The sequence below is a fragment of the Helicobacter sp. NHP19-003 genome (genome assembly GCF_019703305.1).
Classification (GTDB): Bacteria; Campylobacterota; Campylobacteria; order Campylobacterales; family Helicobacteraceae; genus Helicobacter; species Helicobacter gastrocanis.
Window position 1 is genome coordinate 1,302,787 of record NZ_AP024814.1, and the last position, 19,288, is coordinate 1,322,074.

General features: G+C 50.2%; 28 protein-coding genes and 2 pseudogenes. 4 read left to right on the plus strand and 26 right to left on the minus strand.

What is annotated here, in order from left to right; all coding sequences use genetic code 11:
• Window positions 1-177: 177 nt before the first annotated feature.
• From K6J72_RS06730 to K6J72_RS06770, 10 genes are all read right to left on the minus strand, one after another.
• Window positions 178-588: an N-acetylmuramoyl-L-alanine amidase gene (locus K6J72_RS06730; RefSeq protein WP_221279324.1), complete on the minus strand. Its 411-nt coding sequence runs from the start codon at window positions 586-588 to the stop codon at window positions 178-180.
• A gap of 7 nt (window positions 589-595) precedes the next feature.
• The gene (locus K6J72_RS06735) at window positions 596-937 is read right to left on the minus strand and encodes a hypothetical protein (protein ID WP_221279325.1); all 342 of its coding nucleotides are present in this window, start codon (window positions 935-937) and stop codon (window positions 596-598) included.
• Window positions 934-1,305: a hypothetical protein gene (locus K6J72_RS06740; RefSeq protein WP_221279326.1), complete on the minus strand. Its 372-nt coding sequence runs from the start codon at window positions 1,303-1,305 to the stop codon at window positions 934-936. Before K6J72_RS06740 ends, K6J72_RS06735 begins: the two co-directional genes overlap by 4 nt.
• A 103-nt stretch (window positions 1,306-1,408) precedes the next feature.
• Window positions 1,409-1,666 carry a hypothetical protein gene (locus K6J72_RS06745; RefSeq protein ID WP_221279327.1) on the minus strand — a complete coding sequence of 86 codons (258 nt, stop codon included), beginning with the start codon at window positions 1,664-1,666 and terminating at the stop codon, window positions 1,409-1,411.
• Window positions 1,645-2,070, minus strand: a complete 426-nt coding sequence (locus tag K6J72_RS06750; RefSeq protein WP_221279328.1) for a host-nuclease inhibitor Gam family protein — start codon at window positions 2,068-2,070, stop codon at window positions 1,645-1,647. The genes K6J72_RS06745 and K6J72_RS06750 overlap by 22 nt, the downstream gene beginning before the upstream one ends.
• A 21-nt stretch (window positions 2,071-2,091) precedes the next feature.
• Window positions 2,092-2,292 carry a hypothetical protein gene (locus tag K6J72_RS06755; protein ID WP_221279329.1) on the minus strand — a complete coding sequence of 67 codons (201 nt, stop codon included), beginning with the start codon at window positions 2,290-2,292 and terminating at the stop codon, window positions 2,092-2,094.
• A complete protein-coding gene (locus tag K6J72_RS06760) occupies window positions 2,270-2,605 on the minus strand; it encodes a hypothetical protein (protein WP_221279330.1) in 336 nt (111 codons plus the stop codon). The genes K6J72_RS06755 and K6J72_RS06760 overlap by 23 nt, the downstream gene beginning before the upstream one ends.
• Entirely contained in the window at window positions 2,602-2,733 is a 132-nt protein-coding gene (locus K6J72_RS08475) for a hypothetical protein (protein ID WP_260320560.1), read from the minus strand. The genes K6J72_RS06760 and K6J72_RS08475 overlap by 4 nt, the downstream gene beginning before the upstream one ends.
• Window positions 2,733-3,491: an AAA family ATPase gene (locus K6J72_RS06765; protein WP_221279331.1), complete on the minus strand. Its 759-nt coding sequence runs from the start codon at window positions 3,489-3,491 to the stop codon at window positions 2,733-2,735. Before K6J72_RS06765 ends, K6J72_RS08475 begins: the two co-directional genes overlap by 1 nt.
• 184 nt (window positions 3,492-3,675) lie before the next feature.
• A complete protein-coding gene (locus K6J72_RS06770) occupies window positions 3,676-4,944 on the minus strand; it encodes an integrase catalytic domain-containing protein (protein ID WP_221279332.1) in 1,269 nt (422 codons plus the stop codon).
• A 72-nt stretch (window positions 4,945-5,016) separates the two neighbouring features.
• Here K6J72_RS06770 and K6J72_RS06775 point away from each other — a divergent pair, with 72 nt between their 5' ends.
• Complete coding sequence (locus K6J72_RS06775; RefSeq protein ID WP_221279333.1) at window positions 5,017-5,313, plus strand: hypothetical protein; 297 nt, start codon at window positions 5,017-5,019, stop codon at window positions 5,311-5,313.
• Between the two features lie 22 nt (window positions 5,314-5,335).
• Here the strand turns inward: K6J72_RS06775 and K6J72_RS06780 are convergent, their stop codons facing one another.
• From K6J72_RS06780 to K6J72_RS06790, 4 genes are read right to left on the minus strand one after another with little or no spacing between them, the layout of a single operon-like run.
• On the minus strand, window positions 5,336-5,695 hold the full coding sequence (locus tag K6J72_RS06780) for an AIR synthase related protein (protein ID WP_221279334.1): 360 nt from the start codon (window positions 5,693-5,695) through the stop codon (window positions 5,336-5,338).
• Window positions 5,696-5,745: 50 nt separating this feature from the next.
• Window positions 5,746-5,877, minus strand: coding sequence for a hypothetical protein (locus K6J72_RS08480; protein ID WP_260320561.1), 132 nt, complete (start codon window positions 5,875-5,877; stop codon window positions 5,746-5,748).
• A 14-nt stretch (window positions 5,878-5,891) separates the two neighbouring features.
• Window positions 5,892-6,020 (minus strand): hypothetical protein, encoded by a 129-nt coding sequence (locus K6J72_RS06785; protein WP_221279335.1) that lies wholly within the window; start codon window positions 6,018-6,020, stop codon window positions 5,892-5,894.
• Complete coding sequence (locus K6J72_RS06790) at window positions 5,993-6,775, minus strand: AIR synthase related protein (RefSeq protein ID WP_221281198.1); 783 nt, start codon at window positions 6,773-6,775, stop codon at window positions 5,993-5,995. Before K6J72_RS06790 ends, K6J72_RS06785 begins: the two co-directional genes overlap by 28 nt.
• A 74-nt stretch (window positions 6,776-6,849) precedes the next feature.
• On the opposite strand from K6J72_RS06790, the gene K6J72_RS06795 reads away from it, so the two are divergent.
• Entirely contained in the window at window positions 6,850-8,148 is a 1,299-nt protein-coding gene (locus K6J72_RS06795) for an anaerobic C4-dicarboxylate transporter (protein WP_221279336.1), read from the plus strand.
• On the opposite strand, the gene nusA is transcribed toward K6J72_RS06795, so the two are convergent.
• Window positions 8,145-9,284 (minus strand): transcription termination factor NusA, encoded by a 1,140-nt coding sequence (gene nusA, locus K6J72_RS06800; protein WP_221279337.1) that lies wholly within the window; start codon window positions 9,282-9,284, stop codon window positions 8,145-8,147. The genes K6J72_RS06795 and nusA overlap by 4 nt on opposite strands.
• Before the next feature lie 69 nt (window positions 9,285-9,353).
• A complete protein-coding gene (locus tag K6J72_RS06805) occupies window positions 9,354-9,854 on the minus strand; it encodes a hypothetical protein (protein ID WP_221279338.1) in 501 nt (166 codons plus the stop codon).
• A 56-nt stretch (window positions 9,855-9,910) separates the two neighbouring features.
• Here K6J72_RS06805 and trpA point away from each other — a divergent pair, with 56 nt between their 5' ends.
• Entirely contained in the window at window positions 9,911-10,687 is a 777-nt protein-coding gene (trpA, locus tag K6J72_RS06810) for a tryptophan synthase subunit alpha (RefSeq protein WP_221279339.1), read from the plus strand.
• On the opposite strand, the gene K6J72_RS06815 is transcribed toward trpA, so the two are convergent.
• From K6J72_RS06815 to K6J72_RS06825, 3 genes are read right to left on the minus strand one after another with little or no spacing between them, the layout of a single operon-like run.
• On the minus strand, window positions 10,677-11,744 hold the full coding sequence (locus K6J72_RS06815; protein ID WP_221279340.1) for an LptF/LptG family permease: 1,068 nt from the start codon (window positions 11,742-11,744) through the stop codon (window positions 10,677-10,679). The two genes, trpA and K6J72_RS06815, sit on opposite strands and share 11 nt — an antisense overlap.
• A 3-nt stretch (window positions 11,745-11,747) precedes the next feature.
• Complete coding sequence (gene pth / locus K6J72_RS06820) at window positions 11,748-12,293, minus strand: aminoacyl-tRNA hydrolase (RefSeq protein WP_221281199.1); 546 nt, start codon at window positions 12,291-12,293, stop codon at window positions 11,748-11,750.
• On the minus strand, window positions 12,290-12,826 hold the full coding sequence (locus tag K6J72_RS06825; protein ID WP_221279341.1) for a 50S ribosomal protein L25/general stress protein Ctc: 537 nt from the start codon (window positions 12,824-12,826) through the stop codon (window positions 12,290-12,292). Before K6J72_RS06825 ends, pth begins: the two co-directional genes overlap by 4 nt.
• A 205-nt stretch (window positions 12,827-13,031) precedes the next feature.
• On the opposite strand from K6J72_RS06825, the gene K6J72_RS06830 reads away from it, so the two are divergent.
• Window positions 13,032-13,598 carry an outer membrane protein gene (locus K6J72_RS06830; protein WP_260320707.1) on the plus strand — a complete coding sequence of 189 codons (567 nt, stop codon included), beginning with the start codon at window positions 13,032-13,034 and terminating at the stop codon, window positions 13,596-13,598.
• Window positions 13,599-14,227: 629 nt separating this feature from the next.
• Here K6J72_RS06830 and K6J72_RS06835 read toward each other — a convergent pair.
• The 7 genes and pseudogenes from K6J72_RS06835 to K6J72_RS06860 all read right to left on the minus strand — a co-directional run bounded on the left by K6J72_RS06835 (window position 14,228) and on the right by K6J72_RS06860 (window position 19,248).
• Window positions 14,228-15,051, minus strand: a pseudogene (locus tag K6J72_RS06835) (energy transducer TonB).
• Window positions 15,017-15,406 (minus strand): TonB system transport protein ExbD, encoded by a 390-nt coding sequence (gene exbD, locus K6J72_RS06840; protein WP_221279343.1) that lies wholly within the window; start codon window positions 15,404-15,406, stop codon window positions 15,017-15,019. Before exbD ends, K6J72_RS06835 begins: the two are co-directional and overlap by 35 nt.
• The gene (gene exbB / locus K6J72_RS06845; protein ID WP_221279344.1) at window positions 15,406-15,858 is read right to left on the minus strand and encodes a TonB-system energizer ExbB; all 453 of its coding nucleotides are present in this window, start codon (window positions 15,856-15,858) and stop codon (window positions 15,406-15,408) included. Before exbB ends, exbD begins: the two co-directional genes overlap by 1 nt.
• A 144-nt stretch (window positions 15,859-16,002) precedes the next feature.
• Complete coding sequence (locus tag K6J72_RS08485) at window positions 16,003-16,365, minus strand: outer membrane beta-barrel protein (RefSeq protein ID WP_260320562.1); 363 nt, start codon at window positions 16,363-16,365, stop codon at window positions 16,003-16,005.
• Window positions 16,366-16,407: 42 nt separating this feature from the next.
• Entirely contained in the window at window positions 16,408-16,998 is a 591-nt protein-coding gene (locus tag K6J72_RS08490; RefSeq protein WP_260320563.1) for a hypothetical protein, read from the minus strand.
• 32 nt (window positions 16,999-17,030) lie between these two features.
• Window positions 17,031-18,019, minus strand: a pseudogene (locus tag K6J72_RS06855) (tRNA dihydrouridine synthase).
• A gap of 5 nt (window positions 18,020-18,024) precedes the next feature.
• Window positions 18,025-19,248: a CCA tRNA nucleotidyltransferase gene (locus K6J72_RS06860; protein WP_221279346.1), complete on the minus strand. Its 1,224-nt coding sequence runs from the start codon at window positions 19,246-19,248 to the stop codon at window positions 18,025-18,027.
• Between the last annotated feature and the right edge of the window lie 40 nt (window positions 19,249-19,288).

The window sequence follows — 19,288 nt, forward strand, 5'->3', positions numbered from 1 at the left end:
CGCTGTCTAGGCCCTCTAAACGGCTCACCGCCGCTTGGGCGCGATCTAAAATGGCCGTGCTTTCCTACACGATGTAGCACAAAAAGCCCACCTGCAACAAGCACATGAAGAACAAAAACAACACCAAACGGATCAAAAGCTCCAGCCGTCTTAAAATATCTTGCGACAAACGCCCCCCTAGCCTTGAGCCCACCAAGAGGCCACGCTAAAGCAGGGGCATTCCTTCTTGGGCTCAAAATCCCGATGCCCATAGAGCGAGGCGTTGGGGTATTTTTCTAAAAGCTGGGCGCACAAGCTTTTCATCGCCTGTTTTTGGGCCTCAGTACGGGTGTCTTTAGCCACGCCGGCCTCATCGCACCCGCCGATGTAGCACACGCCGATGCTCTCGGCATTGTGCCCCTTGCAGTGCGCCCCGATTTCCTCATCCGGTCGGCCTTTTTCGATCGTGCCATCGAGCTTGATGACATAGTGATAACCGATACAAACCCAGCCGCGCTCCTTGTGCCAGCGGTCGATGTCGGCCGCGCAAAAGTCTTGATTCTCCTTAGTTGCGCTGCAATGGAGGATGATTTGGCGGATGTTGCGCATGAGTCTCCTATTCTTTCAAAAGTTTCACTTTAAAGCGCATTTCCCACAGCCCAAAAAAGCCCACTTCCTGCACCAGCCCCGCGCTCTCAAAATACACGCGCCCGTCCTCAAAGGCCGGGGCGCAGGTGAGCCGCGCCAACAAGCCATCGATGGTCTGCAAGCTTTCCTCTGCCCCGGGGGATTCGATGAATCCAAAGAACAAACGGGTCGCCACCTCAAAGGCCGCAAGGGGGGCAGGGCGCACCCCATCAAAGCGGTAATACAGCCCCGCCTCTTTGAGCGCGCCCTCGTGGTAGCACGAATCGGGGAAAATGGCCTTGACGATTTGGTGTGCCCTTTGCAAAATCACAGCTCAAAGCTCCTTTTCTTGCACCATTTGAGCGGGGAAAAGCTTTTGTTTTTCACCTCCACAAGCCCCCCCTTGTCGTCTATCTGCAAAAGGGGTCTATGGTGGCATTCTTTGACAAGCGGGGCCTGCTTGATGGCTTTAAGGGCCTCATTGTAGATGGCTAAATCCTCATCATCTAGGGGGATTTTCAAATACCGCTTAGCGCGCACGAGGGCGAAGTCATAGAGCGCGTAAGCCGGGGGCACTTTGTCGTGGGTGAGGGCCACCAGCTCCTCGTGCACCCACTCTAGCACCTGTGGGTTTGTCCTCAGAGCCTCTTGGTTGGTGAGGCCTGCTAAAATGTGCGCCTTCAATTGGTCCAAATGCATGGCCGAAGTCTAGCCCAAGTTGGGGAGGGTTTTTTGCTTTTGTTTGGGCAACCGCGCCCTAAACCCCCTAGCTTTAGCTAAGCGGACTTGAGCCGATGGGCGGTCATTTCTTGGGGGGGATTTGCTTTAGGTAACTTTGCAACTGATGGCTGGTCAAGTTCAAGCGCACAGAAAGGGAGAGGGCGTTTTGCCCATTGTAAAGGCGGGCGAATTCTTGAGATTTTTTGATTTTGGGGACATACAGGGTTTTGTGTTTCAGCAATGCGGCCACCCCCGCTTCGTCCATTCTAGAGATTTGGGCAAAGAGCTCGGGGGTGAGTTTGGTGTGGGCGCGTTTTTTCAAGCGGGGGTGATGGCGCAATTTTCTTTTTTGACTTGGACGATTCCCAATTTTTCGAGCACTAAGGGGGGCAAATTGCCGACCGCCTTCAAGACCAGCTTTTCGCTCGTGCACACGCAATGGCCATAGCCCATCGCCTTAAGCTCCTCGATGATGATGTCTTCCAATTCCTTGTCGTATTCAAGGGCCGTGGTGGTGGTGAACTTGATCGACCCTTCCTCGAGGTTCAAGGACTTTTTCTTGCCAAAGAGCTCGGGCGCGCTTTGGGCCAACTCTTGGATTTCGGCTTTGAGCGCGGCGATCTCCTCAAGCTTTTCGTCCACTTGGGCTTTGGTGGCCGCCAAGAGGCGTTTTTTCACATCCAGCCCAAATTCTAAGTTCCGCAAATCCCTTAATTTCTCGTTCAACTGCTGTTTAATGGCCATTTAAGCTCCTTTCTTCGTGTATTAAACGGGCGTATTCGTTTTTAAGCGCGCCCCATTCCATGCGCTCTTTGAGTCGCTCTTGGGGCGTGCCCCCTTGTGGCCTTGGGGCCTGCAATTCTTGGCTAGGGCCAATATCTGTTGGCGGATGTGCCCTAACCGTGCCTCTTTGCGCGCCAAATTGGCCATTTTCACGGCCTTTTTATGCGCTTCCATGCTTGCCATTTTTTTTCTCCTCATAAATTCTTTGGGCGATTCCATAATGCGCCAATTCCTGTATCTTCTTGGCCTCTTTAAAGCCGATCTTGTTCTCAAAGCACGCGCACCGCTGTGCGCTGATCTTATAAAGGCGGGCGTGATCACCACTTAAGCTCGTTTGGGCGCACGCGCGCAAGAGCACCAAATGTGCGAAGTATTGATTCGCGCTTTGCGTGTGGCTCAAAAACTTGTAGTGCAGATTCAAAAAGACCTCCAAAGAGCCAAAATACTTTTCCAACACCGCGCTCACGATTTGCGCGCTCAAACAAGGCGTGCTCATCGGTCTAAGATGCTCATGTTGGCGACTAAATGGATCGCCTCTTCTAGGGGCTGTCCATCGATTTGGCTAAAGCGCTTGGCCATTTTGTAAATCTTGCAGGCCCGGCGCAAATTGGAGGTGTACTCCATCACCAGCCCCGCCTCTTTGCCAAAGAGGGCGTTAAGTCCTCTTTAGAGGGCGCGCCAAACTCATACTTCAAGCTGATTCGTGAGTACAACTGCAAGAGTTCGCCATTCTTGCCCTTCAAGTTTTTCAACAGCTGGGGCGTGCCGCACAAGATGATGGGCGTTTGGGTGAAGTCGTGCAATCGCCTTAAAGCCTCTAAGCTCGCCGTGCTCAAATGCTCGGCCTCGTCGATCATTAAAATCGTGTCGCGCTCGCTCAATTTTTTAGACAAGCTTAAGATAAGCCCGGCTATATTTTTAGAGCCTCGGGGGTCATCGACCGCCAATCGCTCACCAAGACCCATTAAAAAGTCTTTGGTGTTGACCTGTGGCACCACTTCTACTAAAATAGTTTGTGGGTTTTTGCGTGCGAAGGCTTTCAAGCTTTCGCTTTTGCCGCTACCCGCCGATCCGAAAATGAGCGCGCTTTTTTTGCAGATCACCGCTTGGCTGATGACAAAATGCGCGTTTTTCAAGTTTTCCAGCTCAAGGATGCCTAAGTCGTTTAACTTGGCCCGCTCTTGTGCGCTCTTTTTGTAACTGCGCATGAAGCCGCGCAAGTCCTCCTCAAGGGCATCGGTGCTGTGCTTGTAATTGCCCCTCAAAAAACTGCTCAAAAGCGCGGGACTTTTGTTGACGCTCTTGGCCATTTGGGCTTGTGAGATGTTGTACTCGGCGATGAACGCCTCGACCTCGCGGACGATGTCTCGTTTGTTTTCCATAGTTGCCTTTCTTGATGGTTGTGGCTGCAGGCTCAAAAATCTATCCAAAACAAAACTCCTTTCTCAAATTTAGGGGCCAGAAACTTCCCCTGCAGCCCTCGAAGTTCAAAACCCCGCCTAAACGCCGTTTGAACGGCACTTAAACGGAATTTTAAACGCCCTAAAGCCCGCTAAAGCCCCCCCTTTAAGAGCTCTTTTTGAGCCGCAAAGCCTCCAACTCTCTTAGCCGCGCCAAATCCTCCATCAGCTTGGCCCGTGCGTCTTGATAGGCGCGCTCGCTGGGGGGGAGTTTGGCAGGTTTGCTTAGCGCGAGCAGGTCTTGCGCCCTTTGCTTTTTGTGCGCGCGGGCTTGGGCTTGGCTCTTTTTGACAAGGTTTAAGAAGGGGTTGAGCGTTTGGGCTTTGTAGTCCTTTTTGGCCTTTTTAAAGCCCTCTAAATCCATGCACTCCGCGCCCAAAGAAGTACAAGAGGCCGCCCCGATGCGCTCCCCAGCGGGGGTGTATAGGGTAACTTCGTGCGGATTGTCCGGGTTCTCCACCACGATGACGCTATCGCCGATGGCGCATTTGTCCCAGATGTGCGCGCTGGTGAAGGTCTTGTTGTTTAAATCGATCCCGTAGGCGTGGATGGTGCGCTGGTGGGTCTTGCCGATGTGGCTGTAAACGCGTGCGAGCTCTTGCGCGCTCAAACAATAGGGGACGTGGCCTTTGTAGTCATTGTATTTTTCACGAAGGGTGTGATCGATGATGGCCTGCAGTTCATCCTCAAAGAGCAAATCCTCTTCAGGAATGCGGGTGGCCTGCCCACTGAGCGTGTCCTTCTTGCTGGCGTTTTGCGCCTCGATGCGCTGGCGTTTGGCAAGGTCGTTGCCGATGTAGCCGGGCAGCCAATCTAGCGCGGCGTGCAACACGCCAAAAAAGCGCTCGATCTTGCCCTTTTGGCGGCCCTCATAGGGGGTGCAAAACACGGGTTCTATTTTGTTCGCCCGCAAGAACTGCTGATAATGCTTGCTGGCGTAGTCGCTGCCGTTGTCGCTTCTGATCTTGTCGGGCATGCCCATTTTGCAGATCGCGCTATAAAGCACGCGGATTTGTTGGGTGGAGTCGGTTTTGTCCACCAGCTGGGCTACGGCACTGCCGGAAAAATGGTCGATGACGGCGCTCAAGTTCTTGCGCCTGACGACATAGCCCTTTTTGGTCTTAGGGTCTCGCACCTTGACCATGAAGTCCATTTTAGTACTGTCTACCTGCCACTCGGCGTTGACATACTCTTTGGCCTTCACGCCCACCGGGTAGCGTTGCAATAAGCCGTCCTTGCCCTTTTTGAGGAAGATTTGCAACTGCTTATCGGCCGCAATCGCCGCCTTTGCCCTCCTGTTGAAGATGGAGTAACTGACGCTGAATGCGGGGTTTTTCGCCCTCTCTAGCTCTAAATAGTAGCGGTAAGAGGCCATATAAGAGCAACGCGCGCCCCCAGCGCCAATGCCAATGAGCGCCTCTTTGAGTAAATTTAGATCGATTTTCTTTTGGCTGTCGTGTTGGCCGGGAGTCCTGCCCCTTTTGAGCTCATAGGCGGCGTATCCATGTTGTTTAAACTCTTGATACCAGCGGTGGATTTTACGGGTGATGTTGTTGATTTTATGGGTGGGGGTGTCAGCAAACGCAAAAAGATGAGTTTAGGGGTGAAAGACACGCCCAAAAACCGCAAAAAGGTGCAAACCAACGAGGCGCAAATCCTCAAAAAGGCCAAAACGGGCAATAAGAACACCGCGCCATGCGTGCAAGCCTATTTACAATGTCAAGAGGGCTTGAGCGCGAGCTAGTGTCTTGGCATAACAAATAAAATCACAAAACCCCCACAGCCACAATGGCTAAGGTGGGGGGGATAGAGGGGGTGTTTGCGGTGGCGTTGTTGAGCGACACATTGCCGCTGATGAAGGGCACGCCCAGCTCTTGGCGTGCTTCTTTGAGCCCCAAGCACATTTGTTGCAGTACCCATGCCCCATGCCCATCCATTGCCCCTAAATTGATCGAATCGCTAAAGCCCAGCACCTTTGCGCCCATGTCTTGCAACTCTTTGGTGGCTTGCAAACATAGATTTTTGCTATCTTTTCTAGGCTCTTGCAGGGCTAGGGGCGTGGAGCTGGTGAGGGCAATGCATAAATGTTTTTTAATTTGGGGCAACCAAATTTGTGCTGGGGGCAAAGCGTTTAGCCCCACTGGCTGAGGGCTTAGGTGGGGGTCTTGCTTGGGGGTTAGGGGGTATTTGGGGGTTTTAGGGGCAGGGGCAAGTGGGCGCGCTCTTGTTGCCGATAAAGGACTTTAAAAAGGGGCTCTTTGGTGGCGACCCCCACAGCCTGCGCGCTCAGCCCATATTTTTTTGCCACTTGCAAGACTTGCCCTAGCTTTTGCGGCTCAAGGCATAAAAGATGCGCTCTTGGGTTTCGTTGAGCAAAATCTCAAGGGGGTTTAAATCCTGCACGCTTGGGGCTTTGTCAAGCTCTAAAATAGCTCCAACACCCCCACGCACCGCCATTTCCACACACGCCACACCAAGCCCCCCGCCCCCAAATCCTGCGCTCCTAGCACGCCTATATCCGCATAAATTTCTAAACAAGCGTCTATGAGCTTGGCTTGCAGGTGTGGCGCGCCTGTGGGGACACTTGCCATCGATGCTTTGTCGAGTTCTTTGCTGCTCATGCACGCTCCATCCACGCCCACGCCCTCAGCTGGCCGCCCGAGCAGTACAAACACCCCCCCCGCTCTCGCGCTTGCACCCACTTGTTGGGCTAGCGGCACAAGCCCCACGCAAAAGGCGTTCACCAAAACATTGTGCCTGAAGCCCCCACTAAAGCCGCTCTCACAGCCCAAATTTTGCGTGTGGGTATGTTTGGCGTAGTCGTTAAAGCCCTCCAGGGCTTCTTGGTGGTGGGCTGTGGTTTGGCAAGAGCGCAACAGGGCAAAGCAGGCTAAGGGCCTTGCACCCACGCCTAAAAGGTCGCGCTGCACGCCACCTAGCCCTGTGGCTGCGCCCGCATAGGGGTTTGAAAAGCTGGGGTGGTTGTGCGACTCGATTTTAAACGCCGCGCCTAACCCCTCCCCTAAATCCACCACACCCCCACTGTTCTTTAAATCCGCCCCAAAGGTTTCTAAAAGCTCTTTGCTGGAGCGGTAGCTGCAATGCTCACTCCAAAGGGTGGCGACCAGGGCGTGTTCTAGAGCATTTGGAGGGCGTTTCAAGCTGGCCGCCAGTGTCTGTGAATCTTGTCCATTCAAGGTGTGCAAATTTGTCCCTTTTTAGGCCACTTTAGCAAAGCCTAGCTAATAAACGCTAGAATTTATATTTTCAAGGAGTTTTTATGGGTCTTTTTGTTTTGCAATTTTTTGTATTGCTGGCGGCTTTGTTTTTGGGTGTGCGCTTAGGGGGGATGGGGATTGGCTTTGCCGGCGGTCTTGGCGTGGTGGTGTTGACCTTAGGGCTTGGCATGGACGCGGGGGCGATCCCTTGGGATGTGATTTTAATCATCATGTCCGTGATCGGGGCGATTTCGTGCATGCAAATGGCGGGGGGCTTGGATTACTTGGTCTTGGTGGCGGAAAAGATTTTACGGGCTCATCCTAAGCACATCAACTATTTAGCCCCCTTTGTAACTTACAGCCTCACGCTTTTAGCCGGCACGGGACACACCGCCTTTTCAGTGTTGCCCGTGATTGTGGAAGTGGCCAAAGGGCAGAAAATCCGCCCCTGCCGTCCCTTATCTCTAGCGGTGGTGGCAAGTCAAGTGGGCATCACCGCTAGCCCTGTGTCTGCCGCCGTGATCACGATGAGCGCCTTTGTGGAGCCTTTGGGCGTGTCCTACCCGCTCTTGCTGGGCCTCATCATCCCCTCAAGCTTTCTAGGCTGTGCGCTCACGGCGTTCATTGTGAGCGCGTTTTTGCCAAGCCACCTAGAAGGGGCGGTGGCGCTGCAGACTGCCAAGCAAAGGGAGTTGCCCAAGGGGGCGCGTTTGTCGGTGTGGATTTTTGTGGCGGGGATTGTGGCGGTGGTGCTTTACGCCACGGCGATTTCTAAAAATGTAGGCTGGATCGCGCCCGTGCATTTGCCCCGCAACGGCGCGATCATGGCGTTCATGCTAACCATTGCGGTGTGCATCGCCCTCTTTTGCAAAGTCAAATGCAATGACTTAGTGCAGACAAGCACCTTTAAAGCGGGCTTGAGTGCTTGCGTGTGCGTGCTGGGCGTGGCGTGGTTGGGCGACACTTTTGTCAAGGCCTACATTGAGCCGATCAAAATCCACGCCGCCACTTGGATCACACATTACCCTTTTTTGCTCGCGGTGGGGCTGTTTTTCACGAGCATGCTCTTATACTCACAAGCAGCCACCACAAAAGCCCTCATCCCTAGCGTGATTTTAGCCATGGGGCTCACCCCCGCCCACCCGCATGGCGTGGCGACCATCATCGCCTCGTTTGCCGCCACCTCAGCCCTCTTTGTGTTGCCCACTTACCCAACCTTACTTGGGGCGGTCCAAATGGACGACACGGGGAGTACCCAAATTGGCAAGTATGTTTTCAACCACCCCTTTTTAATCCCCGGGACCTTAGCCATTGCCTTTTCTGTGGGCTTTGGGTTTTTATTCACTTCGATTTGGCTTTAGTTGTTGGGGGCTTCTGGGGCGGGTTTTTTACTAAAGAGCGATTCGAGCATACTCAAGCCCACTTTTTCAGGCACTCTTGGGGTGTTCTCTTTGGGTTCTAGCACTTCAAAGTCTATGTCAAAGCCCGTGAGCATACACGCGAGGCGGACATTCACCCCATTGCGCCCGATCGCTTTGCTCTTTTGATCGCCATATAGAGTAACTTGGGCATTTTTCTTGCCCTCTTCGTTTTCGCTGATTTTGATTTTAATGATTTGGGCGGGGGAGAGGGCGTTTGCGATGTACATCTCGGGAATGTCGTTGTAATGCACGCAATCGATGCTCTCGTTACAAAGTTCCTTGCTGATGGCGTTGATCCTAACCCCCTTCACCCCCACGGTCGCCCCGATCGGGTCGATTTGGTTGTTGTGCGAACGCAGGGCGAGCTTTGCCCGATCCCCGGGGATGCGGGCAATCCCCATGATCTCAATCTCTTCATCGGCGATTTCAGGCACTTCTAGGCGCAACAAGGCTTCTAGGAATTTGGGCGTGGTGCGTGAAAGTTCTAAAATCAAGCCCTGTTTGCTAAAATGCACATGTTTTAACACCGCCCGCACGCTATCGCCCACTTTAAAACTCTCCCCCTTAATGCGGTTTTTTAGGGCTAAAATCGCTTGCAAGCCATCGATCTCTATGTAGGTGTTCTGCCCGCTATCTACATCTAGCACGACTCCGCTCACAATGGTGTTTAACATCGCCTTGTATTTTTGAAAATACTGGTCTTCTAGGCTCTTTTGTATGTTGTACTCTAGGTCTTTAAACAGCGCATTGACCGCCCCCCGTTTCATGTCCTTTAGGCTGATCTCATAGTGCAGCAGATCATCGGGTTTTAGGGTCGGGTCGCTCTTGTGCGCTTGGCTTAGGGCAAGTGTGTTCTTAGGGTCGGTTTCTAGCCTAGGGTCGTCATCGGCACACACCTGCACCACATGCAAGAGCGTCAAATCCTTGTTCGAGTCGTCAATGACAAAGTTCGCCTGTGCATCCAAACACTCTTTAGCGACCCTTAAAATGCTGTTTTTGACGACATCTTTAATTGTGTCTACGCCTAGGCCCTTTTCATAGGCAATCAGCTCTACTATGTCTAATATTTTCTCCATGCCAGTCCTTGTATTTGCTCTTAAGTGGTGTTGTGGGGGAAGTGGCCTTATTATAGCAAAAAATCGTTTTTAAAACTTAGGGATGGGCACTTGGGTGGCAAAATTAAAGTGCATTTCGCCTAATCCATCGATCTGCATTGTGATTTTGGCATCTTGCTCTGCTAAATAACCTAGCTTTTCAAAGGCGACTAAATAGGCTTTGGTGTATCTGTTTGTGGTGTGTAGGATTTTGTCAAACTCATCCTTGTCAATGGGGCGCACCCACATGGGCGTGTACTCTTTGTTGTCGACACCATAGAGTGTGTAGCTAATGCCCCCGTTTTCATAAATGCTTCGATCTTGGGCAAACAACTCCACAAAGAAAAATTCTCTTTGGTGGTAGGTTACGGGGTCCACATCGTTTAAATGCGTGATAAACACGCTCACAACAGGGCGCAAGTCTTTAATGATTTCGCCCTTTCTGGTCGCTTGAGTGCGCTTTTCATCTATGAAGTCGGGCATGTAAGTCGTGTCAAAGTGCTCTTTACACCCACTAAGCAATACTAAAAACACCAAAAACAACCAATGCATGCCCTTATTTTAACCTAAAATATTATAAATTTACGCCTCTTGCCGATCTAACCCCCATGGACTACGCAAACACCTTTAAAAAAAATGGGGTTTTCATGCCCTTTGTGGTGCTAAACGACCCCACGCACACCGAGAGTTTAAACATCGTTAAAACACTCATAGATGCAGGAGCGGACGCTTTAGAGCTGGGCTTTGCCTTTAGCGATCCTATGGCCGATGGCGTGGCGATTCAAGATGGCCACTTACGGGCTTTAAAGGCAGGAGCGTGTATGCAAAAAAACTTTGACTTGTTGCAACAAATCCACGCCTACAGCCCCCAAACACCCATCGGACTGTTGCTGTACGCCAATTTAATCCACCGCTATGGCATCGACAAGTTTTATGAGACTTGTGCGGATTGTGGGGTGGCTAGCGTACTTGTGGCGGATTTGCCCTTGGTTGAGAGCACCTCCTTTGTGTCAAGCGCAAAAAAGCACAACATCGCCCCCATTTTCATCGCCGCCCCCCACACCAGCCAAAAGGACTTAGAGCAAATCGCAGGCTTGACACAAGCCTATGTCTATGTGCTGGCGCGTTCGGGTGTTACGGGGGCAAGCACAAGTCTAGGCACAGACGCTAAGGGTGTGATCGCCGCGCTCAAAGGTTTTAAAGAAGTGCCTTGTATGTTAGGCTTTGGCATTTCTAAGCCCGCACACGCCAAAGAAGCCCACCAAATGGGGGCCAATGGGGTCGTTTGTGGCTCGGCAGTGGTGAAGCTCATAGAGCAACATCTACACACCCCCCCCCAAATGCACGCCAAGCTAAAAGACTTCGTGCAGGGCTTTAAAGCTTAGAGTCTAAGCGTTTGTAGTGGCGTAGGGCGATTGCTGCTAGGGTTAAAAAGGGCCCTAAAACCCCCACTTCGGGCAAGAAAACCCCAGAAATGCTGAATTTCCCCATGGCAAAAAACAGCCCCCACAGCACCAAAGAGAGCAAAATGAACTTGAGGCTAAGCAAAGCTAGGTTCTCGTAGCGGGCGAGTTTGGGCGTGTGGTAGGCGATGAGGATCGCCGTGAGGGGCACAAAAAAGGGCAGCAAAATAGACACATACAAAAAGCCCCGGATTTTCTTGGTGTCTGCCTTTTGGTGGTAGAGCACATGCAAGGAGCGCAGCGCATCCGTGATGGACACGGCGGGCTTGTTTTGATAAATTGTGTCCAAAACTTTGGGGCGAAAGCCCTTAAGAGTTTTTAACACGGGCAGTTTCTGCACCTTAAGCCCCTTGGGACCTAGCAAAAAGGGGGTGGGTAAGGTCAAAAAACTCACCCCATGTAAAACCCAAAATTTACCTTCGAAGTTTGCGCTGGGGGCTTGGGCGAAGGTTTTGAGTTGCTTGTCTTGAAGCGTGAAAATTTTGACATTGCTTGCGCTCCGCAGCAGGGGGTTGATTTTGCCAAAGTAGACATAGTCGTTGTTGTATTTGACCAAGAGATTCTCCGAGATATTGCCCGCATTGTCTTTATAAATAATCGCTTCGGCTTTCTCTTGCATGTAAACAAAAGGCGTGGCGCTAAGCCCCACAAAAATAGCGATAAACAGGGCGTTGATGGCGAGCATGGGCTTTAAGATTTGCTTAATGGAGTAGCCGATGGAGAGCAAGGCGGTGTATTGGTTAGAGTGGATAAAGGCGGTGTAAAAGAGAACTAAGGCTAAGAGCAAGGACAATGGCAGGGTGTAGTTGAGCGCGTACAGCCCATCGTAGACAAAAAAGAGCAAGAGCAGGTTAGCAGCGGTGGGGAACTTCTCAGCGTATTGCAGGCTGTCAATGCCGATAAAGAAAAACTCAAGGGCGCATACAATGATCAAAAAATACTTGAGGTAGTAAGAGCCGACAAACACCCACAAGCGCATAGACTAGGCTCTGCGGGTGAATTGGTTTTGCAGGGCGTGGAAGTCGCCCGTTTCAAGGTAAAAAAGCAAGGCTTCTTTAGCGTGTTCTAGGATTTCATTTTTCAGGGGCTGCTCTTGGGGGGTAAAATGACCTAAAACATGGGCAATGGTTTCACCATTGCTCCGCCCGATCCCGATTTTCATCTTATAAAAGGGGTGGGGGCAGTGCGCCATGATGGATTTGAGTCCGTTGTGCCCACCACTGCTCCCCTTAGCCTTGAAACGCAACGCCCCCAAAGGCAGGTCTAAATCATCGTGCACGACCAAAATAGGATCTATGGCATGTTTGGACAAAAAGGCTTGTACGGCTTGCCCTGAGTGGTTCATATAAGTCGTGGGCTTGAGCAAGTAGGCATTTTTGGCTTTAGCGTAGTCGGCGTTATAGAGTTTAGAGTGCTTGAAGATCAAATGCAGGCTTTGTGCCACAAGGTCTAAAATGTCAAAGCCCACATTGTGGCGGGTGTGGGCACAAGTCGGTGTGGGATTGCCTAGCCCCACCACGAGCATTATTTTGCCTTAATGACCCCGACAATGGCGTTGTTTGGATTTTCAAGCACATTGACATGGGCGGGGACTTGCAAATCCCGCACCAAAATCGCATCCCCCACATCTAAAGCGGACACATCTAGCTCAAAGTGGGCGGGCAAATCCTCAGGCACACACTCCACGCGCACACGGGCTTTAGAGAGCATCAAAATGCCCTTGTTCTTCAAGCCCACAGGCGTGCCAGTGGTTTTCACAGGGATTAAAAATTTAGACTTTAAGCCCTTTTGCAAAACGAGCAAATCCACATGGATCAAAGTGTTTGTTATGGGGTCTTTTTGGTAGGCCTGCACCACGACATTGTAGCTCTCTTGCCCGACTTTCACCATGAAGTCTAAATGGGGTTTGTGCTTGACAAAGCGGATAAAATCGTTTGTCTTAAAAGTGGCGTGGACATTCTCCATGCCTTTGGCGTATAAATTCGCCATCAAAACCCCCCCTTTACGCAATGCTTTTTTAGCGGATTTGCTAAGTACTCCCCTAGCTTCACCTTCTAACATGGCCATCCTTCTATCTTAAAAATTAATGAGCGTGGATCACCCACATAAATAAGTGTAGATTTTAATCTTAAACAACTTATACAACGCTTATATTTGCCAAACATGCCCGTTTTTTGGCTTTAAAATGCTAGTATGTGGCATGCCATTTCGGGTTTTCAAACATTTTAGTGTCCATCGAAAGCGTGCCTTAGCCTGTGCCTTCTTTATGGCAATCGCCCCCCTAAAAGCCAAAAACCTAAGCTACATGTCTTCTGCCTATGAAATCGGTATGGTTTATCTCAAGCCCCTCAATGCGAACAAGCTCCTACAAGGGGCTTCCATCACTTGGGGCTATGAGATCAACCCCAAAAACTCGTGGCTTTACAGCCGCTACTACATTTTCCTAGACTACGGCAATATCCTGCTTGGGCAAACTTCTAAACAGGCGAATTTATTCACCTATGGTGTGGGCGGAGAGCTGATGGTGTCTTACAGCCACAACCCCATCAACTCGTGGACGATCTTTTTTGGTTTGCAACTTGGGGCGAACTCGTGGGTGATTAACCAAAAGGTGTCGGATTTGATCGAGAACACCTGGAACTCGTTTAAAGATTTTTCCTTCAAGCCTGCATATTTTCGGGCGATGGGGACTTTTGGGGTGCAGTTTCGTACCATTGTTACATGGCACATCGTGGATGTGGAAGTGGGGATGAAAGTGTTTTTAAACCCCGAACCCAAAAGCCCTTTCGAGCGCAATCTTTTGTTTTTTATTTCGCACGCTTGGCACTTTTAGCCTTGCGTGATTGCCAGAGACTCAAAAGCGATTAACCTTAGATTAACCACTTGAGGCTAGTATCCTGCGAGTGTTTCCAAATCCTAGGAGGAAAGAGCGGAGAGCAACAAAACAGCAACAACAGCGATAGATAAAAGTAGCTTTCTCCAACAGCCAGAAAGGCAACTTGTTCGGTGTTTAAGCTTCTAGTCTGCTTCGCTAGGTGCTTAAAACACGGGCGCAATTCTACTATAAACTTTTTATTTTGTCAAGCAAAAGGGGGTTCTATGCCAAATAATACGCTTTTATGTGTATCCAATACCCACAAAAATTAAAAACAAGCCAAACCACAAGCCAAGCCTCCAAACCACCAAAGCCTTTGGCAATAACCCCAACAAGCCCCTAGATTTGTTGCAGCACGCCAAGCGCACACAATAAACCCAAAACAAGGCAACCAAAGGTGAGGCTCTAGCCCTCCAAACACACCACATGAACCCCAATGAGACAAGGTTCATAACAAACCATGCTAAATTACATAAATCTCTTAGAAAGGCAAGAATTTAAAGCCGCAAATAAACAAATCTTTGCCAACTCCACTGACCCTTATAAAATCCTTCAAATGTAGGGTGTTGGCTAGTGAAGCCTCGGCTTCACTCATCCTTCAGTGTATAAGCAATGGGGATTCTTATGCGCACGATTTGTTTGGGCGTGGGGAAGAGACTCGAGGCTTCTTTGACGGCTTGCAAGGCGGCGTGGTCTAAAATGTTTGAGCCTGAGCTTTGAGAGATTTTGATGTCTGTGGTGCTGCCATTGGTGTTGAGCACAAACTCCACCAACACTTCGCCTTCAATCCCTCGAATCATCGCCATACGGGGATAGCGGTTCTTAGAAGAGATCGCCATTTGGATTTTCATCAAGAAGGCATCGCTCACGCCCTGATTGTACGCCATTGAGCTGGTCTTTGCCCCTTGAGAAGTTTGGTTAGACTCTTGGGTCTTCTTGGGCTCTTGTTTCTCGTTTAGCTCTTTGTCTTTGGCTTTAGGCTGCTCCTGCTTTTTAGGCTCGGGTTTTGGCTCTTCTTTTTTAGGAGTGGGTTTAGGCTCTTCTTTGGGTTTTGGCTCGGGTTTGGGTTCAGGCTTTGGCTCGGTTTGGGTTTGGGGGTGGGTTTGGGCTTTGGTTTAGGTTTAGGTTTAGGTTTGTGTTGGGGGTGGGGTTTTGGTTTGGGTTCTTGTTTGGGTTCTTGTTTGGGTGGAGTGGGGGCTTGCTGTGTGTGCTCTAGGTGGGCAGCATGGGTGTCGATGCTGGCTAGGCTCATGGTGATGCTTTGATTGCCCGCTTGTGCCAAACTTTTGGGGAGCTCTTTGAAGTAATGAAAAGCCACCAAAAACCCCAATGCGTATAAAACGCTTGTGATGACAAAGCTCACACGGGTGGACGACCTACTTTTTTTCTGTGGAGATGGAGAAGTTTTCATGGTTTAGGTCTTTAAGAATATCAATGATTTCTATGAAAGTGCCAAACTTCGAATCTTTATCGCTGCGCAAATCCACTAAAGTTTTGGGGTCTAGTGTCTGGATGAACGCACGCAACTCCTCTACACTCTTGGGTTTGTCGTCTATAAAAATCCCATCGTTTTTATCCACAACAATCGTGACTTTCTTTTCCTCTGGAGAGGCTTTTTGGGCACTGCTCGCGCTGGGTAAATTGACCTTAATCTTGCCTTCAGCGATGAAAGTAGACACGCTCAAAACCAACGCCAACAACACCAACATCACATCAATAAAGGGGACGATGTTTAGTCCATCGCCCCTCCTTAGTTTAGAGCGCATCAGACACTCTTTTTACGCATTAAGCGGAATTTTTCAGACAACACATCGCTTTTACGCAACATGGCGTTGTAAACCACGAGTGTGGGGATCGCCACAACGAGCCCAAAAGCCGTTGCCTTGAGGGCTAAGGACAAGCCCAAGGTGATGGCTTTTGCGTCTAACCCTGTAGAGCTGGTGCTCATGTCATAGAAAGTGACCATCACACCCAAAACCGTGCCCAAAAGCCCGACATAGGGCGCGTTTGAGTAGACGATGTAAAGGGTTGTCAGATTCTTGCTCAAATCCAAATCAAGCTTGTCCGGGTCATCATATAAGCTAAAATCAAGCTTGCTGTAAAAAATGATGCGCTCAATGGTGAACCACATCGCCACAAAGCTCATCACCCCCAAAGTTACAAAGATCGCAATGTCGACATATTCGCCGATTACCTTAACAGAGAGTCCAGATTCCATAGTTGTCCTTCAAACAAAAATAAGTGTTGACTATATTACATTTGTAATAAAAAGTCAAGGAAAAATATTTTTGAATAACAACAATAATAGGTGTGATTTTAGCTATTTTTTCATTATAAAATTTAAACCAAAACAGCAGACCCCCTAAAACAAATACGCATAACTCACATAAAATTGGCTTTGGTGGGTGATGGTGAGGGATTGTTTGATGGTTTGCTGGGTGCCCGGGTTGGTGTTGCCGTAGTTATACCAATTGTGCGCGCTGATGGAGTAGTAGGGCAATTTCCAGCCTAGATTAAAGCGGTTGTGCCTGCCTAGGTAGAGTTGGTAACCCACATTCACATAAAAGCCATTGCCTGCTGCAAAAAAGCGGGTCTTGTCAATGTGCCCCTTGCTAAGGGAGTTGCCCCCAAGAGCGCTTAGGGCTTCGTTGTTGAAGTTGTCGCTCCACAGCATGGCATACTCCACACCCCCGCCCACAAAGACCCCCATTTTAAAGAAAATCATTTTAGGGTGGTGCTTTCTTAGCCAAATGTCAATGGGCGCAGTTTAAAAGAAGTCCACATTTAAGCCCAGAGTTACCATAGTGCAGGGCTTGAGAGCAAAACCTCTTGGGGGTGGGGTGGGGCACAGCCCTAGGGGATTTGCGCTTGTAAGGGCTGCACAAGGGGAGCTGTAACCTTGTGGGGTGCTGTAGGTTACTTGCCCGGTGTTGGGGTTGGTGTTGGCAATGGGGATCACCTGCCCGGTGTTGGGGTCAATGGCTTTGATGTTGGCGGGGTTGTAGTTTAGCCCTCCCTTGTTTTGCACCTTGTAACGCTCACCTAAGTTGGCATTGGCGTATTCAATGTCCCCATAAACCCGTATCCCACTAATGCCGAATTTATCAAAAAACAGCTCATCGCCCAAAGTGTAGGTGAAGGCAAAATTCGCGCTCTTATTGCTGCTTGGCTTATAAAAGCCCACAATTTCATTGTTTTTACATAGATTGTCGGGGCAAGCGTAGACGCCATTATCGCCCGGCAAAGTGCTGGGGTTACTCATGCTCAGCTGGTTGGCAAAGGTGCTTTTGAAGTTTTGCGCCATGCCAAAGCGCGCGCCCGTGAAGATGTGGTTTTTCACCGCCCACAAGGGGTGCATAACTAACCCCACTAAAAGGAATTTCTTCAACATTAAATGCTCTTGTTGTTTAGGGTTACAATTTGGGGCAGGGGTTTAGGGGTGTGGGGGCACTAAAAAACTCTTCAATACGCGCCCGCGCCTCTTTGGGTTCTTTCATGTTATTGACCGCCATTTTAAAGGTGCTGGCATTGGCATGCCCCTTGGCGTAGGCGTGTAGGTTTTTACGAAACATCACCACTCCCCGCTCCCCATAAAAGGCGACCATTTTGTCAAAATGCTCCAAAACCAGATCCTTTTTTAGCACGGCGGGTAGGTCCTCTGTGTTGTTTTTAATCTGCCAAAAAATCCACGGCTGTGTCAGGCTTGAACGCCCAATCATCACCCCATTTGCCCCCGTGTAGGCGAGCACCTCTTTTGCCTTTTTGGGGCTGTCTATCTCGCCATTGGCGATCAAGGGCTTGTTTAACACTTGGCGCATTAAACGCACGCTCTCATAGTCTATACGCTCTTTTTTGTAGCGATCCGCTCTCGTCCTCGCGTGCACCACCACAAAATCCACCGGTGCGTCGTTTAGGGCGTGGGCGATTTCAAGGGGGATTTTGCTCTCAAAACCTAGCCTCACCTTCACACTGCTATAAGGCTTGTTGCTCTTTTCTTTAATGAGGCGCAAGAGTTTCACCAAGTGGTTTAAATCCTTTAAAAGCCCGCTGCCGTTGCCATGGTTTGCCACTTTCGGGGCGGGGCAACCGCAATTAAAGTCTATGATGTCAATGCCATCAAGGGCGTTGATCTTCTCCACAGCCTGCTCCACCACTTCGCTTTTAGAGCCGGCGATTTGCACGCTAAAGGGCTGCTCCTCGGGCGACTTTTCTAGCATTTTGGCGGTCTTAGCAAAAGCGTGCACCAAAGCGTGGCTGCTCACCATTTCGCTCACCGTTACATCCACACCAAAGCGTTTCACCACACTCCTGAAGGGCAAATCCGTGTAACCGGCTAGGGGGGCTAAAAACAACAATCTCTCAAAAATCAATTTTTCCATAAGCTTTATTTTAACGCATTTTCTCTTAAGTTTTTCGCCCACAGCCTCGCAAAGTTGAGTAAAACACTCGGGCGATTTTCTAGCCTCTCTTGCACGACTTCGCTTAAACACGCCTGCAAGCCCGCCCCGATTTGCGCCTTTTTTAGACCCACACCCTTTAAACTGCGCCCATTGACCGCTAAAAAGCCAAGAGTGTACACCTCCCTTTGCGCCCCGATGCTCTTAAAATGCGCCCTCAGCACCACCCATTCAGAGGGTTCATAGGCTTTAAGCCAGCCTAGCCACGCCCTAACTTGGCTCAGGCTCAAGGTCTGCATTTGCATTTTGAGCCACACCTTAGAAGTGGGGGGGGTTTGGTGGGTGTAGGGCAGCAGTTTTTCTATACTCTTAAAGAGCTTTTTAGGGGGTTTTAGCTGTGCTAGGGTGGCTAGGGGGTCGTTGCAGCTAAAAAACAGGGCTAAAAAACGGGTGGTTAAATTCAAGGGGGTTTGGCTCAAAAGGGCGAGAGTGGCAGGTTTTAAGGGAGCATTTAAGGCGCACTCAAGCACTTTAACATAAGTGGTACACACTGCTCCCGCATTTGCGCCCATTAAAATTTTACACAGCTCAGCAAAAATGCGCTCTTTGCTAATGTGTGTGAGCAGGGGGGCGTGTGTGCGCACCGCCTGTGCACTCTTAGGCTCTAGCGTGAAATCCAGCACGCTTGCAAAACGCAAAGCCCGCAAAATCCGCAAAGCGTCCTCGCGCACCCTACCCTCAGCCACGCCCACAAACTTTAAGCACTTTGCCCTCAAATCTTGCAATCCCCCGTGCAAGTCTAAAAGCCCCTTGGTGGGGTGGTAGGCTAGGGCATTGATGGTGAAATCGCGCCTTGCTAGGTCGGTTTCTAGCGTGGCGTTGAAGTCCACTTGGGGGTGGCGGTGGTCTGTGTAAGCGCTCTCTTGACGGTAGGTGGTGATTTCAAAGACCTTACTGCCAAAGAGCGCGCCTAAAGTGCCAAAGGCTAGGCCTAGGGGGATGGTGGGGATTTTATGCGCTTTAAGGAGGGGGGCCAGCTCTTTGGGCGTGGCGTTTGTGGCTAGGTCGCAATCTTTGGGGGTGCGCCCTAAAAGGCAATCACGCACACAGCCCCCCACCACCACCGCCTCAAACCCTTGCGCCTCTAGGATTTCTATGAGGTGTAAAATAGGGCGGGGTAAGTTGAATTTGTAGTTTGTATCCCAGAACACCTAAAGCCTTTTGCTATAATAGGTGCTATTTTAGCAAAAG

Bases quoted from the DNA above. Each gene is read 5' to 3' on its own strand.
- K6J72_RS06795 (WP_221279336.1), top strand. From the start codon at position 6,850: ATGGGTCTTTTTGTTTTGCAATTTTTTGTATTGCTGGCGGCTTTGTTT.
- K6J72_RS06755 (WP_221279329.1), bottom strand. From the start codon at position 2,292: ATGGCAAGCATGGAAGCGCATAAAAAGGCCGTGAAAATGGCCAATTTG.
- K6J72_RS06770 (WP_221279332.1), bottom strand. From the start codon at position 4,944: ATGGCCTCTTACCGCTACTATTTAGAGCTAGAGAGGGCGAAAAACCCC.
- K6J72_RS08475 (WP_260320560.1), bottom strand. From the start codon at position 2,733: ATGGAGTACACCTCCAATTTGCGCCGGGCCTGCAAGATTTACAAAATG.
- nusA (WP_221279337.1), bottom strand. From the start codon at position 9,284: ATGGAGAAAATATTAGACATAGTAGAGCTGATTGCCTATGAAAAGGGC.
- K6J72_RS06815 (WP_221279340.1), bottom strand. From the start codon at position 11,744: ATGCGCTTGTGGGTGTTTGTCGGCTCTTACTACCTCAAGTATTTTTTG.
- K6J72_RS06760 (WP_221279330.1), bottom strand. From the start codon at position 2,605: ATGAGCACGCCTTGTTTGAGCGCGCAAATCGTGAGCGCGGTGTTGGAA.
- K6J72_RS08485 (WP_260320562.1), bottom strand. From the start codon at position 16,365: ATGATTTTCTTTAAAATGGGGGTCTTTGTGGGCGGGGGTGTGGAGTAT.
- K6J72_RS06730 (WP_221279324.1), bottom strand. From the start codon at position 588: ATGCGCAACATCCGCCAAATCATCCTCCATTGCAGCGCAACTAAGGAG.
- trpA (WP_221279339.1), top strand. From the start codon at position 9,911: ATGGACTACGCAAACACCTTTAAAAAAAATGGGGTTTTCATGCCCTTT.
- K6J72_RS06765 (WP_221279331.1), bottom strand. From the start codon at position 3,491: ATGGAAAACAAACGAGACATCGTCCGCGAGGTCGAGGCGTTCATCGCC.
- exbB (WP_221279344.1), bottom strand. From the start codon at position 15,858: ATGGAATCTGGACTCTCTGTTAAGGTAATCGGCGAATATGTCGACATT.
- K6J72_RS06740 (WP_221279326.1), bottom strand. From the start codon at position 1,305: ATGCATTTGGACCAATTGAAGGCGCACATTTTAGCAGGCCTCACCAAC.
- K6J72_RS06825 (WP_221279341.1), bottom strand. From the start codon at position 12,826: ATGTTAGAAGGTGAAGCTAGGGGAGTACTTAGCAAATCCGCTAAAAAA.
- K6J72_RS06830 (WP_260320707.1), top strand. From the start codon at position 13,032: ATGGCAATCGCCCCCCTAAAAGCCAAAAACCTAAGCTACATGTCTTCT.
- K6J72_RS06805 (WP_221279338.1), bottom strand. From the start codon at position 9,854: ATGCATTGGTTGTTTTTGGTGTTTTTAGTATTGCTTAGTGGGTGTAAA.
- K6J72_RS06750 (WP_221279328.1), bottom strand. From the start codon at position 2,070: ATGGCCATTAAACAGCAGTTGAACGAGAAATTAAGGGATTTGCGGAAC.
- K6J72_RS08490 (WP_260320563.1), bottom strand. From the start codon at position 16,998: ATGCACCCCTTGTGGGCGGTGAAAAACCACATCTTCACGGGCGCGCGC.
- exbD (WP_221279343.1), bottom strand. From the start codon at position 15,406: ATGCGCTCTAAACTAAGGAGGGGCGATGGACTAAACATCGTCCCCTTT.